This window comes from Streptomyces sp. A0592 (genome assembly GCF_004795115.1).
Lineage (GTDB): Bacteria > Actinomycetota > Actinomycetes > Streptomycetales > Streptomycetaceae > Streptomyces > Streptomyces erythrochromogenes.
Genome location: NZ_SSBM01000003.1, coordinates 216,511 through 231,413 on the forward strand (window position 1 = coordinate 216,511; position 14,903 = coordinate 231,413).

Annotated in this window: 13 protein-coding genes; 6 read left to right on the top strand and 7 right to left on the bottom strand. The window is 73.6% G+C overall.

Annotated features, from left to right (window positions below):
• The first annotated feature begins 173 nt into the window (after nt 1-173).
• Complete coding sequence (locus E6U81_RS06350; protein WP_136229096.1) at nt 174-1,367, top strand: acetyl-CoA acetyltransferase; 1,194 nt, start codon at nt 174-176, stop codon at nt 1,365-1,367.
• A gap of 1,875 nt (nt 1,368-3,242) precedes the next feature.
• Here E6U81_RS06350 and E6U81_RS06360 read toward each other — a convergent pair.
• The gene (locus E6U81_RS06360) at nt 3,243-3,449 is read right to left on the bottom strand and encodes a DUF4287 domain-containing protein (protein ID WP_136229098.1); all 207 of its coding nucleotides are present in this window, start codon (nt 3,447-3,449) and stop codon (nt 3,243-3,245) included.
• A gap of 369 nt (nt 3,450-3,818) precedes the next feature.
• Here E6U81_RS06360 and E6U81_RS06365 point away from each other — a divergent pair, with 369 nt between their 5' ends.
• Nucleotides 3,819-4,517 carry a pyridoxal 5'-phosphate synthase gene (locus E6U81_RS06365; RefSeq protein ID WP_136229099.1) on the top strand — a complete coding sequence of 233 codons (699 nt, stop codon included), beginning with the start codon at nt 3,819-3,821 and terminating at the stop codon, nt 4,515-4,517.
• On the opposite strand, the gene E6U81_RS06370 is transcribed toward E6U81_RS06365, so the two are convergent.
• Both E6U81_RS06370 and E6U81_RS06375 read right to left on the bottom strand, forming a co-directional pair.
• Nucleotides 4,466-5,005 (bottom strand): Zn-ribbon domain-containing OB-fold protein, encoded by a 540-nt coding sequence (locus E6U81_RS06370; protein ID WP_136229100.1) that lies wholly within the window; start codon nt 5,003-5,005, stop codon nt 4,466-4,468. The genes E6U81_RS06365 and E6U81_RS06370 overlap by 52 nt on opposite strands.
• A complete protein-coding gene (locus E6U81_RS06375) occupies nt 5,002-5,454 on the bottom strand; it encodes a DoxX family protein (RefSeq protein WP_136229101.1) in 453 nt (150 codons plus the stop codon). Before E6U81_RS06375 ends, E6U81_RS06370 begins: the two co-directional genes overlap by 4 nt.
• Before the next feature lie 212 nt (nt 5,455-5,666).
• Here E6U81_RS06375 and E6U81_RS06380 point away from each other — a divergent pair, with 212 nt between their 5' ends.
• A complete protein-coding gene (locus E6U81_RS06380) occupies nt 5,667-6,857 on the top strand; it encodes an NAD(P)/FAD-dependent oxidoreductase (protein WP_206309859.1) in 1,191 nt (396 codons plus the stop codon).
• Nucleotides 6,858-6,875: 18 nt separating this feature from the next.
• Here the strand turns inward: E6U81_RS06380 and E6U81_RS06385 are convergent, their stop codons facing one another.
• Nucleotides 6,876-7,382, bottom strand: a complete 507-nt coding sequence (locus tag E6U81_RS06385) for a hypothetical protein (protein ID WP_136229102.1) — start codon at nt 7,380-7,382, stop codon at nt 6,876-6,878.
• 266 nt (nt 7,383-7,648) lie between these two features.
• Between E6U81_RS06385 and E6U81_RS06390 the strand changes: the two genes are divergently transcribed.
• Together E6U81_RS06390 and E6U81_RS06395 are read left to right on the top strand one after the other, a co-directional pair.
• The gene (locus E6U81_RS06390) at nt 7,649-9,883 is read left to right on the top strand and encodes an acetate--CoA ligase family protein (RefSeq protein WP_136229103.1); all 2,235 of its coding nucleotides are present in this window, start codon (nt 7,649-7,651) and stop codon (nt 9,881-9,883) included.
• 199 nt (nt 9,884-10,082) lie between these two features.
• Nucleotides 10,083-10,886 carry an enoyl-CoA hydratase-related protein gene (locus tag E6U81_RS06395; RefSeq protein WP_136229104.1) on the top strand — a complete coding sequence of 268 codons (804 nt, stop codon included), beginning with the start codon at nt 10,083-10,085 and terminating at the stop codon, nt 10,884-10,886.
• Nucleotides 10,887-10,898: 12 nt separating this feature from the next.
• On the opposite strand, the gene E6U81_RS06400 is transcribed toward E6U81_RS06395, so the two are convergent.
• Nucleotides 10,899-11,690, bottom strand: coding sequence for a VOC family protein (locus E6U81_RS06400; RefSeq protein WP_136229105.1), 792 nt, complete (start codon nt 11,688-11,690; stop codon nt 10,899-10,901).
• A 225-nt stretch (nt 11,691-11,915) separates the two neighbouring features.
• On the opposite strand from E6U81_RS06400, the gene E6U81_RS06405 reads away from it, so the two are divergent.
• Complete coding sequence (locus E6U81_RS06405; protein WP_136229315.1) at nt 11,916-12,545, top strand: flavin reductase family protein; 630 nt, start codon at nt 11,916-11,918, stop codon at nt 12,543-12,545.
• 87 nt (nt 12,546-12,632) lie between these two features.
• Here the strand turns inward: E6U81_RS06405 and E6U81_RS06410 are convergent, their stop codons facing one another.
• Complete coding sequence (locus E6U81_RS06410; protein WP_136229106.1) at nt 12,633-13,700, bottom strand: Zn-dependent alcohol dehydrogenase; 1,068 nt, start codon at nt 13,698-13,700, stop codon at nt 12,633-12,635.
• Nucleotides 13,697-14,896: an acyl-CoA dehydrogenase family protein gene (locus E6U81_RS06415; protein WP_136229107.1), complete on the bottom strand. Its 1,200-nt coding sequence runs from the start codon at nt 14,894-14,896 to the stop codon at nt 13,697-13,699. The genes E6U81_RS06410 and E6U81_RS06415 overlap by 4 nt, the downstream gene beginning before the upstream one ends.
• Nucleotides 14,897-14,903: the final 7 nt, after the last annotated feature.

Here is a 14,903-nt window from a genome sequence, read left to right on the forward strand (position 1 = left end):
ACCACCCGGCGGGCAGCCGGGGGCGTTTCTGACGGGCCGTCATGTTAGGGCGGCGGGCGACAGATGCACAGGGGGCGACGGGGGCGGGTTGCGCGGGGCGGCGGGGCGGGGTGCGCGCCGGGGGGGGGCCGGGGGTATGGCATCTGACGATACGTCAGATGTACCGTCCTCGCATGCCTGGACTCACACCTGGAACCACCCCCCGCCCCCGCCGGCGGGTCGCGGTGGTCGGCGTCGCCCTCTCCGACTGCGGCCGGGTGGACGGCCCCACCCCCTACGCCCTGCACGCACAGGCCGCCCGCCGCGCCCTGGCCGACTCCGGCCTCGACCGCTCCGTCATCGACGGCTTCGCCTCGGCCGGCCTCGGCACGCTCGCCCCGGTCGAGGTGGCCGAGTACCTCGGCCTGCGCCCCACCTGGGTCGACTCCACCTCCGTGGGCGGCTCGACCTGGGAGGTCATGGCCGCGCACGCGGCGGACGCGATCGCCGCCGGACACACCAACGCCGTGCTGCTGGTCTACGGCTCCACGGCCCGTGCCGACATCAAGGCCCGGCGCCGCACGTCGAACCTCTCCTTCGGGGCGCGGGGACCGCTGCAGTTCGAGGTCCCGTACGGCCACACACTGATCTCCAAGTACGCCATGGCCGCCCGCCGCCACATGCACCAGTACGGAACCACCCTGGAGCAGCTCGCCTCCGTCGCCGTACAGGCCCGGGCGAACGCGGCGACCAACCCCGACGCGATGTTCCGCGACCCGATCACCGTCGAGGACGTCCTCTCCGGCGAGATGATCGCCGACCCCTTCACGAAGCTGCACTGCTGCATCCGCTCGGACGGCGGCTGCGCGGTGCTCCTGGCGGCGGAGGACTATGTACCCGACACCGCGAAGGCCCCGGTGTGGATCCTGGGGGCGGGCACCTCCGTCTCGCACACCACCATGTCGGAGTGGGAGGACTTCACCGTGTCCCCCGCCGCCGTCTCGGGCCGCATCGCCTTCGAGCAGGCGGGCCTCACCCCCGCGGACGTGGACCTCGCGGAGATCTACGACGCCTTCACCTACATGACCCTGGTGACTCTGGAGGACCTCGGCTTCTGCGCGAAGGGCGAGGGCGGGGCCTTCGTGGAGAAGGGCCGCCTGCTGCGCGACGGGGAGCTACCGGTCAACACCGACGGAGGCGGCCTGTCCGCCTGCCACCCCGGCATGCGCGGGCTGTTCCTCCTGGTCGAGGCGGTCCGCCAACTCCGCGGCGAGGCGGGGCAGGGCCAGGTCACCAAGCGCGGCGGCCACCTCCCCGAGGTGGCCCTCACCTCGGGCACAGGCGGCTGGTTCTGCTCCTCGGGCACGGTCCTACTGGGGCGGGGTTAGGAGGGGAGGAACAGCGCGAGGCGGAGCAAGGCAGGAACGGCATCGAGGAGCGGGGCCCCGGCGGGACGGGGGCCGGCGGGACGGCGGCCTGGCGGGACGGGGGCCGGCGGGACGGGGGGAACCCGCAGGCGGGGAACCGGCGGGGCGGGGAACCGGCAGACCGGGGTACCCGCAAGCCCAGAACCGGCGGCGCGGGGAACCGGCGAAGCGGGGTCTGAGCGGGCCGGGTAACCGGTGGGACGGGGAACCCGCGGGCCGGGGTCTGAGCGGGGCGGGTAACCGGTGGGCCGGGGTCTGAGCGGGGCGGGGTTTCACCGGGGCAGGGGCCGGGGGGTGCGGTAGCAACGCGGAGAGCGGTGTTCCGGCGGGGCGGGGTCGGAAGGTACAGGGTGGCGGCGCGGGAGCGGGGTTCCGGCGGGGCGGGGGTGGGAGGCGCGGCGGGGCGGGGGTGGGAGGCGCGGCGGGGCGGGGGTGGGAGGCGCGGCGGTGGTGCGGAAGGGGCGGGGCCTGAGTGGGGCGGCATCACAGTTGTGCTGGGGGTTTCCCGTCCGTCCTATCGTCTTCCGTGTCGGGCCGGTCCCTCAAGGGCGCTCCTTTGTCGCGTCGCTTCGCGATGGCCTTCGGCCACCCTTGACCGCCCGTCCCGCCCCGGAAAATCGAGGACAGCCGGGAAGCCCCCAGAAGAACGGGCCGGGGGACAAGACACCTTCGGGGCGTCGGAGAGGCCCGGGCAGAGCCCGCGCGCCTCAGATCGCTACGCGGTCCTGCCCGACGGCGTCCGCAGGCCTCTTGGGCTGGGTATAAGCCGCCATCGATCGCTACACGCGTCTCCGAGACGGCGTCTGCAGGCCTCTTGGGCTGGACATAAGCCGCCATCGCTCACCAGGCGCTTCCCCGAGACGGCGTCCGCCCCTCGTTCGGGGCTGAGAGGGGCGGATTCGAGGGAGGGAGGGCCGATGGATCGGCTCAGCCGATGCCAACCCCCATCAGAGCCGGAATGGCATCGCAACCGCACGCCCAAACATGGGTAATTGGGGCAAACGGGCGGCCGTGTGAGGTGCACGCCCTCCCAGACCTGGATGGGCATCGCCTCAGCCGTCATCTGGCGCTTTTCCCTCTCCCAAACCGGCCGCAGACGCCGTCCAAGTTAGGCGCATCAGGGCGTCTGCGGCCTATGTCCAGCCCCAGACGGTCTGCAGTCGCGTGATCGAAAAGCCCCCCATCGCTGGCGGCTTATGCCCAGCCCAAGGGGCCTGCGGACGCCGTCGGGCGGGACCGTGTAGCGATCTGAGGCGTCCCCCGACCGCCCCGCGCATCGCTGATGTGCCCGTCCCTCTGTCTCTCCCCCGGCCCGTTCTTCTGGGGGCTTCCCGGCTGTCCTCGATTTTCCGGGGCGGGACGGGCGGTCAAGGGTGGAGCGCAGCGACATCGCGAAGCGACGCGACAAAGGAGCGCCCTTGAGGGACCGGCCCGACACGGAAGACGATAGGACGGACGGGACACCCCCAGCACAACCCTGATGCCGCCCCGCTCAGGCCCCGCCCCTTCCGCACCGCCCCGCGCTCAGCCATCCCGCCCCGCCGGAACACCGCTCTCCCGCCACCGCCCCGCGCTCCGCCATCCCGCCCCGGCGAAACCCCGCTCCCACGCCACCACCGCCGCGCCTCCCACCCCGCCACACGGACCCCACCCCCGAAGCCGTTCCCGCGCCCCCATCCCCGCCCCGCCGGAACGCCGCTCCTCGCGTCGCTCCCGCGCCTCACGCCCCCGCCTCGCGCAGACGCCGCTCCCCGCGTCATGCCCGCACCTTCCGCCCCCGCCCCGCGTCGCGCCCGCGCCCGTGCCCGCGCCCGTGCCCCGGCGGAGTGCCGGCCCCTATTTGCCCTCCGCCAGCGTGTCCGCCACGAGGGCGTTGGCGTGGCCGTGGCCCAGGCCGTGTTCCGCCTTGAGCCAGGCGACGAGTTCCATGTGCTTCGTCAGCGGCGAGGACCTGATCAGGTCCTTCCACTCGGCGATCGGTCGGCCGTACTTCTTCTCGATCGACGGGAAGTAGCTGGCGGGGCCCTTCACGGTGTCTGCCACGACAAGTCTCCTTCGTTGCTATGTCGTCGTAGGTATGACCGCCGGCTGAGCGACAACTGAGCGGCCCGTCCGTGTGAGCTGCACCACACGACGGCTCCGCGTCCGGGTTCCGGCGGCTGCTGGGCAACGGCACGCCCGCCCCGTACGGTCAGCCCACTCCACCCGGCGGCCGGCACCCCGCTACGTCACACCCGCGCAGGGTGGCGGCCCGACTTGCCGAACCGACTGCGGTGCAGGGCTGGTGCCGCGCTTACCCGACGAGGTGCGCGCCGGGAGCGGCGCGTTCGGGCCGGCCCGGCTCGCGGCGTGCCGAGGCCGGAGCGTCCGACCCTGCCGCTCCGGCGCCCGGTCGCGCTTAGCCTGGGCGCCATGAGCAGCGAGATCAGCGACGAGGGCAGCAGCGGGGTCGGCGGTGAGGAGTTCCGCGCGGTCCTGCACGCGCTGCGCGTGTGGGACTCCCCGCTCCCCGGGTTCGACACCGGGGCGGCGCCCGGCGAGCCGGTGGCGCTGTTCCGGGAGTGGTTCGTGCACGCCGCCCGGGCCGGGCAGCCGGAGCCGCACACGATGAGCCTGGCCACGGTGGACGGCGAGGGGCGGCCCGACGTACGGACGCTGATGCTGCACGACGTCGACGCGCGGGGCTGGCACTTCGCCTCGCACGCCACGAGCACCAAGGGCGTGCAGCTGGCGGCGCGGCCGGATGCGGCGCTCGGGTTCTACTGGCCGTCAGTCGGCCGGCAGGTCCGGGTCCGCGGCGAGGTCACCGCGTGCGGCCCGGAGGAGAGCCGGGCGGACCTGGCGGTCCGTTCGCGCGGTGCGCTCGCGGCCGCGCTCACCGGCCGGCAGAGCGAGGTGCTGGGCTCCGTGGAGGAGTTGCTGCGGGCTTCGGAGGCCGCCTGGGAGCGGGCCGGGTCCGAGCCGGACGCGCCGGCTCCGACCTGGACGCGGTACGTACTGGCCCCCGCCGAGGTGGAGTTCTTCCAGGGGGACGCCTCCCGCAGGCACACCCGTCTGCGCTACCGGCGCACTGCCGGCGGCTCCTGGGTGCGCGAGCTGCTCTGGCCCTGAGCGGGCCGGAAGACCGCCACCCACACCCCGTCCGCCGCCTCGCGGAATGTGGCCGTCAGCGGCATGCCGATGCGCAGGCCGACGGCCTCGCAGTCGACCACCTCGGTCATCATCCGCGGGCCTTCGGCCAGGTCGACGACGGCCGCCGTGTAGGGGACGCGGGTGCCGAACGGCGGGAGGTCGTTGCGGTGGATCACCGACCACGTGTAGAGGGTGGCCCGGCCGCTCGCGTTCTCCCAGGTCACGCGGTCCTCGTCGGCCCAGCAGTGGGGGCAGAACTCGCGCGGGTAGTGGTGGGCGCGCCCGCAGTCGGCGCACCGCCGCAGCAGGAGCCGGCCCTGCGCCGCCGCGTCCCAGTAGGGGCGGGTGAAGTCGTCCGCCTCGGGGAGGTCGTAACGGACGCCGGTACCGCCGCCGGTGCCGGTACCGCCGCCGGTGCCGGTGCCGGTACGGCCGCCGCTCCCGCCGTTCCCGCCACCGCCGCTCACAGGAACAGTCCGATCGCCGCGTCGAGGGACCAGGTCTGCCAGGACATGGCGAGGAGCGCGACGAGCGAGATGAGCGCCATCATCGCGTTCTGCCCCTGCTCCGCCCAGTCGTGGATCATCAGCACGAGGTAGAGGAGGTTCAGCAGGAGTCCGCCGATCAGGGCGACCGGGGTCAGGAAGCCGAACACCAGGCCCAGCCCGAGGGCGAGTTCCGCATAGACGACGAGGTACGCCATCGCCTTCGGCCGTGGTGCGACGACCAGCTGGAAGCCGCCCTTGACGAAGGTCCAGCGATGCTTGTTCGCGACGTCGGCGGCCCACGCGATGCCGGTGCCGCGTTCGAACCAGCCCTTCTTGTCCTTGTGCCGCCAGCTCTCCAGCCACCACAGGCCGAGGCCTATCCGGAGCACGGCGAGCCATTCGGCCCCACTGAGCCAGATGGTCTGCATCGGCAGCCCCCACCCCTTCTCACCCTTGATCTGCCTCGATCCGCTTTGATCTGACGGTACGTCAGTTCAGCGGATGCGGGCCGATCCCGCAAGGCCCCGGCCCGCCGCGGCTTGCGCGCACGCGGCCGCAAGCCCCGCCCGTGACCGATCCGCAATCGATTCCCTCCTTGTCCGAGACCCATCAACCCAGCGTGGCGATACGATCACACCTCATGCCCGCAGTCCCCGCAGTCCCCGCACCAGCAGTCGACATGACCACCCAGCCCCGCCCCGTGTACGTCATCGGGGCCGGCCCCGGCGGCCTCGCCGCCGCCGCCGCCCTGCGCGCACGCGGGATCCGCGCCGTGGTCGTCGAGAAGTCCGACACCGTCGGCGCGTCCTGGCGGCGCCACTACGACCGGCTGCACCTGCACACCACACGGCGGCTGTCCGCCCTCCCGGGCCTGGCGATGCCGCGCCGCTTCGGGCGCTGGGTGTCCCGCGACAACGTCGTGCGCTACCTGGAGAAGTACGCCGAGTTCCACGAGCTGGAGCTCGTCACCGGCGTCGAGGTGACCCGGATCGAGCCCGACCCCGGCCAGGAGGGCGGCTGGATCCTGCACGCCAGCGGCGGGCGGGTACTGACCGCCGCGGCCGTCGTCGTGGCCACCGGCTTCAACCACACGCCCCGACTGCCCGACTGGCCGGGCCGGGAGTCGTACGGCGGCCAACTGCTGCACGCCGCCGACTACCGCAACCCCCGGCCGTACGCGGGCCAGGACGTCCTCGTCGTCGGTGTCGGCAACACCGGCGCCGAGATAGCCGTCGACCTCGCCGAGGGCGGCGCGGCCCGGGTGCGGCTCGCCGTGCGCACCGCCCCGCACGTCATGCGCCGCTCCACGGCCGGCTGGCCGGCCCAGCGCAGCGGGATCCTCGTCCGGCGGCTGCCGGTGCGGCTCGTGGACCGGCTGGGCGCGCTCGTGGCCCGGGCCTCCGTCCCGGACCTGTCGGCGTACGGGCTCCCGCGCCCCTCCACCGGCCTGTACAGCCGGGTCGAGGAGGGGGCGATCCCGGTCCAGGACGTGGGCCTGATCGACGCGGTGCGCTCCGGGAAGGTGGAGCCGGTGGCCGCCGTGGAGTCCTTCGACGGGCCGGAGGTGGTCCTCGCGGACGGCTCGCGGATCACTCCGGACGCGGTGGTCGCGGCCACCGGCTACCACCGCCGGCTGGAGGGGCTGGTCGGCCACCCCGGGGTTCTGGACGGGCGCGGCCGGCCCCGCGCGCACGGTGCCCGCACCGCGGCGGAGGCCGACGGCCTGTACTTCACCGGCTTCTCCAACCCCATCAGCGGGATGTTCCGGGAGATGGCCCGGGACGCGGAGAAGATCGCCAAGGCGATGGCGCGTCGGGCGGCCGGCGGCTGAGTCCCGCCCGCCTGCGCGTCACAGGAGGTGGTCCAGGTCGTAGAGCCGCCGGCGCCACCAGGCTCCCCTGCGGTGCGGCTGCCGGGCGAACGGGTCGGGTACGGTCCGCCGCCGCAGCTCCTCGTCCAGTACGGCCAGCAGGGCCTCCAGCTCCCGGCGGGGCCATGGCGCAAGCCTGCTCGCGACCAGGTCGAGGAGGTCGCGCGCCACGGCGATGTCGTGGCGGAGGTCGCACGACTCGCAGCCGCAGTAGTCCCGCCGCAGATACAGCCAACGGCCCGGCAGGGCGAGGAAGGTGCGGCAGGTCCGGAGGGCCGTTCGGGTCGCCCCGGGCCAGAGCCCCTCGTCGTAGGGGCGCCGGCACTCCTCGCGGTGGATCGCGGCGACCGTCCGCGGGGAGAGGCGGTCGATACGGGTGGGCCACGGTCTGGGCGGTTCGGCATACCAGCAGCGGCCGGAATCCGTGTACCTCTGCAGGGGCAGTGCTCGTTGCGCGCGAAGCGCGCCGGGCCGCTTACGCGGCATGGGCCTTTCGGACAGCAGTCATGGAATCGATCATGGCACGGCCGCGGGCGGACATCCAGGGCCGCGGCGCACGCTGCCGGACGCGGGTGATCTCGGCCGGAAGTGCACTCTGGACCCGCTCGGCGGCCATCTGCCACCGTTCACCACATCACCTCCACCAGCTTTCCTGCGCAGCCCTGTTCCTGACGGCACGTCAGTTCAGTAATCTGACTACACGTCAGTTATCGAGTTCCATCGAGGTTCATCGAGCAGGAGCGGGCGGAACGATGCTTGGATCTACTCACGGCACCCTCACCACCGACTTCCGCGCACGGGTCGAGGCCTGCGGGGAGACCCCCAGGACGGCCGTCCATTCGTCTGCGGCGCCCTCCGCCGACGACGCGATCCCCATGGACGTCAGCGGACGGCCGCTGCACGCCGACGTACCCGACCTGGACCGGTTCTTCCGGCCCGAGTCCGTGGCCGTCATCGGCGCCTCCGACGCCGAGGGCAAACCCAACACCGGCATCACCCGCCAGCTCATCGCCTGGGCGGACCGCGTCGGCGCCCGGATCCACCCCGTGCACCCCACCCGCCCCACCGTCTTCGGGCTGGCCTGCCACGCCTCCGTCGCCGATCTGCCCGAACAGGTGGACCTCGCCGTCCTGCTGGTCTCCGACCCGCTGCCCGTCATCGAGGAACTCGCCGACACCAAGGTGAAGTTCGCTGTCGCCTTCGCCTCCGGCTTCGCGGAGACCGGCGGTGCGGGAGCCGCCGCCCAGGACCGCCTCGCCGCCGCGGTCCGGCGCTCCGGCCTGCGCCTGCTGGGGCCCAACACCAACCTCAACGCCTTCGAGGAGTTCCGCGACGACCTCGACGGCCCGGCGATCGCCCTGATCACCCAGTCCGGCCACCAGGGCCGGCCCGTCTACACCCTGCAGGAGCTGGGCATCCGGCTGTCCCACTGGGCACCCACCGGCAACGAGGCCGACCTGGAGACCTCCGACTTCATCTCCTACTTCGCCGAGCAGCCCGAGGTCGGCGCCATCGCCTGCTACGTCGAAGGCCTCAAGGACGGCCGGTCCTTCCTCCTGGCCGCCGACCGGGCCGCCCGCAACGGCGTCCCCGTCGTCGCCGTCAAGGTCGGCCGCACCGAGACCGGCGCCCGCATGGCCGCCTCCCACACCGGGAAGCTGACCGGCGCCGACACCGTCGTGGACGCCGCCATGCGCCAGTTCGGCGTGATCCGCGTCGACGGCCTGGACGAGCTCCAGGACACGGCCGCCCTCCTCGCCCGGGCCCGCAGGCCCGAGGCCGACGGCGTCGTCGTCTACTCCATCTCCGGCGGCACCGGGGCCCACTTCTCCGACCTGGCCACCGAGGCGGGCCTGCACCTGCCCACCCTCTCGCAGGCCAAGCAGGACGAACTCCACCAGTGGATCCCGCCGTACCTGAACGTCGCCAACCCCGTCGACAACGGCGGCCACCCCGTCGGCGACTGGCGCGGCCGGAAGATCATCGACGCGATCCTCGCCGACCCGTCGGTGGGCGTCCTCATCTGTCCGATCACCGGCCCCTTCCCCCCGATGAGCGACAGGCTCGCGCAGGACCTGGTGGACGCCGCCGAGCAGACCGACAAGCTGATCTGCGTGATCTGGGGCTCCCCCGTCGGCACCGAGGACGCCTACCGCACCACCCTCCTCGGCTCATCCCGCGTGGCCACCTTCCGCACCTTCGGCAACTGCATCACCGCCGTCCGCGCCTACCTCGGCCACCACCGCTTCACCGCCCGCTACTGCTCCCCCTTCGAGGACGCACCGCGCACCCCGTCGCCCTCGTACCGCAAGGCGCAGGCCCTCATGCGGCCGGGACAGCAGCTCAGCGAGCACGCCGCGAAGCAGCTCCTGCGCGCCTACGGGATACGCGTGCCCCGCGAGCAGCTGGTGACGAGCGCGGCAGCCGCCGTACGCGCCGCCGGGCTGGTCGGCTACCCGGTGGTGATGAAGGCCTCCGGCCCGCAGCTCGGCCACAAGACCGAACTCGGCCTGGTGAAGATCGGCCTGACCTCCGCGAGCCAGATCCGCGACGCGTACCGGGAGCTGACCGACATCGCCCGCTACGAGAACGTCCCGCTCGACGGGATCCTGGTCTGCCAGATGGTGGAGCGGGGCGTGGAGATGGTCGTCGGGGTCACCCAGGACGACCTCTTCGGCCCGACCGTCACCGTCGGGCTGGGCGGCGTCCTCGTCGAGGTCCTGCACGACGCGGCGGTGCGCGTCCCGCCCTTCGGCGAGGACCAGGCCCGGGCGATGCTCACGGAGTTGCGCGGCCATGCCCTCCTGGAAGGCGTGCGGGGCGCGCCCCCGGCCGACGTGGACGCGCTGGTGGAGGTCGTCCTGCGGATCCAGCGGATGGCCCTGGAGCTCGGCGACGAACTCTCCGAGCTGGACATCAACCCCCTGATGGTCCTCCCCCGCGGCCAGGGCGCGGTCGCCCTGGACGCCCTCGCCATCTGCCGCTGACCCCACGGGGCGCTGTCGCCTCCGCTGCCGGGCTCCGCCCCGGAACCGGTTCTCAAGCGCCGGACGGCTGGAAATCCGGCCCCGCCCGGGGGCACCTCCCAGCGGTAGCCGGGGGAGTTCGAGGCGCGGGGCTCGGGGGCAGCGCCCCCGCCACGGCGCCGCACCCGCCGCACCCGATCGCCCCGAACGGAGTTTTCGCATGACCGCCGCGCCCGAGGACACCGTCCTCCACCGCACCGAGAGCAACGTCTCCTGGATCACCCTCAACCGCCCGGAGGCGATGAACGCCGTCACCTGGGCCCAGCGCGAGCGCGTCATCGCCCTGCTCGCCGAGGCCTCCGCCGATCCCGCCGTCCGGGCGGTCGTCCTGACCGCCACCGGCAAGGGCTTCTGCGCGGGCGCCGATCTGCGCGGCGCCCCCGCCACCGACGGCGACCGCGTCGCGGGGGACGTGGCACGCATGATCCGGCTCGGCGCGCAGCGCCTGATCACCGCGGTGCTCGACTGCGAGAAGCCGGTCATCGCCGCCGTCAACGGCACAGCCGCCGGCATCGGTTCGCACCTCGCCCTCGCCTGCGACCTCGTCATCGCCGCCGAAGGGGCCCGTTTCATCGAGGTGTTCGTGCGCCGCGGCCTGGTCCCGGACGGCGGCGGCGCGTACCTGCTGCCCCGCCTGGTCGGCCCGCAGAAGGCGAAGGAGCTGATGTTCTTCGGCGATGCCGTCCCGGCGGCCGAGGCCGAGCGGCTCGGCCTGGTCAACCGGGTGGTTCCGGCCGAGGAGCTGCAGGCCGCCGCCCGGGAGTGGGCCGAGCGGCTCGCCCAGGGCCCGACCAGGGCCCTCGCCATGACGAAGCAGCTGGTCAACGCCTCCCTGGACGGCGACCGGGCAGCCGCACTGGCCGCCGAGGCCACCGCTCAGGAGATCAACATGACCACGGCCGACGCGAACGAGGGTGTGGCGAGCTTCGTGGAGCGCCGCACGCCCAAGTACCTCGGCCGCTGATCAGGGCCCGTCCTACATCCGCGCGTCGGGCTTCAGCAGCGCGAACACCGCGCCGAAGGGGTCCGCCAGCCACCCGAGACGCCCGACGTCCGGTACGTCGGCGGCCGGCATGAGGACGGTCCCGCCGTTCTGCTCCGCCCGGGTGATGGTGGCGTCGACGTCGCTCACGTGGAAGTAGGGAACCCAGCGCGCGTCCTGCTCCCCGCCGCCGGCCCCCTCGCCGAGCGGTGCGACCCCGCCGAAGGAGGCGTCCTCCTGGTCGCCGTCGGCGGTGCTCAGGACCCGGTACGTCATCCCGGGCGCCTGCATCTCGGCGTGCCGCCAGCCGAACAGCCCGGCGTAGAAGGCGATGTCGGCGACCGGGTCGGGTACGTGCAGTTCTGCCCACACCAGCGTGTTCTCGGCGGAGGCGATCCCGAACCCGGCGGTGTTGCCGGGCTGCCAGCATGCGAACTCGGCGCCCTGCGGGTCGGTGAACTGCGCCAGCCACCCCTCGCCCATGACGTCCATGGGCTCCGTCCGCACCGTCCCGCCGCCGGCCCGGACGGCCTCGGCGGTGGCCTGGATGTCGGGGGTCATGAAGTGGTGCATCCAGGCCGAGCGGGCACCCTCCTCGGTGAGCGGCCCGAGGGCGGCGACGGTCTTGTCGTCCTGCCGGAAGAAGCCGTACCCGCCGGCCTCGGGTCCGGCGGAGACGAACTCCCAGCCGAAGACGGCCCCGTAGAACGCGGCGGACGCACCGGTGTCGGGGCTGCCGAGGTCGAGCCAGTTGGGTGATCCGGTGCGGAAGTCGGTGCCGAGCATGTGCCCTCCGGGGTGCGGCGGCGGTACGGGTCGCAGCCACGATGCCGAGCCTCCTCCCCCGGCCGGGCCCGCAGAGCCGCCCGCCCGGCCGGTTTCACCCGTGCGGGTGCGTCGGCACCGCCGGCCACCGGATCCCGTCCATCCGGAGCGGGCCCGGAGGCCGCATCACCCTTCCAATCTGACGCCCCGTCAGCTTCAATCGGAGGTGTGATGGGACATGCAGGGATGGCGGCCACCGTCGTCCGATACCTCAGGTCAGTCGGCTCCCCCACCTCCGCCCCGGCGGAGCGGGAACCCGAGTCCGTCGACGCCCTGCCGCGTCCCGATCTGCGCGCCGTCGGCGACGACGAGCGCGCGCCGGTCGGTCCCGCCGAGTTCCGGGCCGTGCTCGGGAACTTCGCCAGCGGTGTCACGGTCATCACCGCGCCGGCCGACGCGGACGAGCAGGGGGACGGGAGCGGCCCGGCCGGCTTCGCCTGCCAGTCCTTCGCCTCGCTGTCCCTGGACCCTCCCCTGGTCACCTTCATGGTGGCCCGTACGTCGACCACCTGGCCGCGGATAGCCCGCGCCGGGGTGTTCTGCGTCAACATCCTGGGAGCCGAACAGGGCGAGCTGTGCCGGTCCTTCGCCGTCAGCGGCGCGGACAAGTTCGCCGGGGTGGCCCACAACCCGGCCCCCGTCACCGGATCCCCGCAGCTCGACGCCGTGCCCGCGTGGATCGACTGCCGGATCCACGCCGTCCACACCGGCGGGGACCACCTCATCGTCGTGGGCCGGGTCGTGGCCATGGGCGCGGCCGGGGAGGACGGTCCGCTCCTCTTCCACAAGGGCCGTTTCGGCCGCCTCGCCGACTGACGAACGTACCGGGGGCCGACCGCCGAAAGCCCGCTGCCGGCCCGCCCCCCGGGGAGGGGCGGGCCGGCAGTCGTGCCCCCGCGCCCGTCAGAAGGTGAGCACCCCGCGCGCCACCCGCCCGTGGTGGGCGTCGTCGACGGCCTTGGCGAAGTCCTCGACCGGGTAGACCTCCGTCACCAGTTCGTCCAGCAGCAGCCGGCCCTGCCGGTAGAGCTCCGCGTAGAGGGAGATGTCGCGCTGCGGGCGTGAGGACCCGTACCGGCAACCCATGATCGTCTTGTCGAGGTACATGGACGAGACGAGGAAGGACGCCTCCTCCTTGAAGCCCGGCACACCGAGCAGGACCGCCTGGCCGTGCCGGTCGAGGAGGTCCACGGCCTGGCGGATCAGCTTGACGTTGCCCACGCACTCGAAGGCGTGGTCGGCGCCGGTCGGCAGGATCTCGCGGACCGCCGCCGACGAGTCGGCCACCGCGGACGCGTCGATGAAGTGCGTGGCCCCGAACTGCCGGGACACCGCCTCCTTCGCCGGGTTCGCGTCCACCGCCACGATCGTCGCGGCCCCGGCGATGCGGGCGCCCTGGAGCACGTTGAGCCCGATGCCGCCGGTACCGATGACGACCACCGTTTCGCCGTGGTCGACGCGGGCCCGGTTGAGCACGGCCCCCACCCCGGTCAGGACCCCGCAGCCGATGAGCGCCGCCGACGTCAGCGGGATGTCGGCCGGGATCTTCACCGCCTGCACGGCCTTGACGATCGTCTTCTCGGCGAAGGCGGAGTTGGAGGCGAACTGGAAGAGGGGTTTGCCGCCGCGCGAGAACGGCTGCCCGGGCATCCCGATCGCCTTGCGGCACATCGTCGGCCGGCCCCGGTCGCAGTCCGCGCACGCCCCGCAGTTGGCCAGCGTGGACAGCGACACGTGGTCGCCGGGCGCCACGTGCGTGACACCCTCCCCGACGGCCTCCACGACCCCCGCGCCCTCGTGCCCCAGCACCACCGGCGGCGGGAACGGGATCGTCCCGTCCATCACCGACAGGTCGCTGTGGCACAGCCCGGCCGCGCCGATCGCGACGAGCACCTCCCCCGGCCCCGGGTCCCGGATCTCCAGGTCGTCGACCACCTGGGCCTGCTTGCCGTCGAACACGACGCCTCTCACCTGGACTCCTTAGGCAGGCCGAGCACGCGCTCGGCGATGATGTTGCGCTGGATCTCGTCCGAACCGCCGTAGATCGTGTCGGCGCGGGTGAACAGGAACAGGCGCTGCTCCTCGTCGAGTCCGAGCTCGTAGGGGACCTCCGGCGCCCAGGCGCCCGGCCCGGCTGCGGCCGCCGCCCCCCGGACCTCCACCGCCAGCTCGCCGAGCCGCCGGTGCCAGCCGCCCCACAGCAGCTTGGCCACGCTCGGCGCGCCCGGATCGCCCTGCGCGCCCAGGGTCCGCAGCGCGTTCCACCGCATGGTGCGCAGCTCGGCCCACTGCCGTACGAGGCGGTCGCGGACCACCGGGTCGGCCGTCCCCGAAGCCGCGTACAGGCCGAGGACGCGTTCCAGCTCGGCCGCGAAGCCGATCTGCTGGACCAGGGTGGAGACGCCCCGCTCCAGGGCGAGCAGCCCCATGGCCACGGTCCAGCCGTCGCCCTCCGCGCCGACGACCTCCGCGGCCACCGCCCCGTCGAAGAACACCTCGTTGAACTCCGCCGTCCCCGACATCTGGCGGATCGGCCGGACCTCCACGCGGCCGGGCTGGTCCATGCGTACGAGGAGGAAGGACAGGCCGCGGTGGCGCCTCGCACCGGGCTCGGTGCGGGCCAGGACGAAGCACCAGTCGGCCTCCCGGGCCAGGGAGGTCCAGATCTTCTGCCCGGTGACGCGGAAGAGCCCGTCGGCCGGGTCGCGCACGGCCGCGGTACGGATGCCCGCGAGGTCGGAGCCGGCGCCGGGCTCGCTGTAACCCTGGCACCACAGCTCCTCGCCGCGCGCGATGGCGGGCAGGAAGCGGCGCTGCTGCTCCGGGCTGCCGTAGGCGATCAGGGTGGGCGCGAGGAGGTTCTCCCCGATGTGGCCGACCCGGCCGGGGGCGCGCAGCGCAGCGTACTCCTCGGCCCACACCACCTGCCCGGTCAGCGAGAGCCGGCGCTGCCCGTACGCCCCTTCCGGCGCATCCCAGCCCTGCCCGATCCAGCCGCCGCGCCCCAGCTCGCGCTCCCAGTCGCGCCGGGGCCCGGCGCCCTCGTGCTCGCTGCCCGGCCCGCCGAGGCCGAGGAGTTGTGCGTACGGGCCCACGAGGTGCTCAGCCAGCCAGGCCCGGGCCCGGCCGCGCAGCTCCTCGTCCTCGGCCCCGAAGGCGAAATCCATGCCGCGC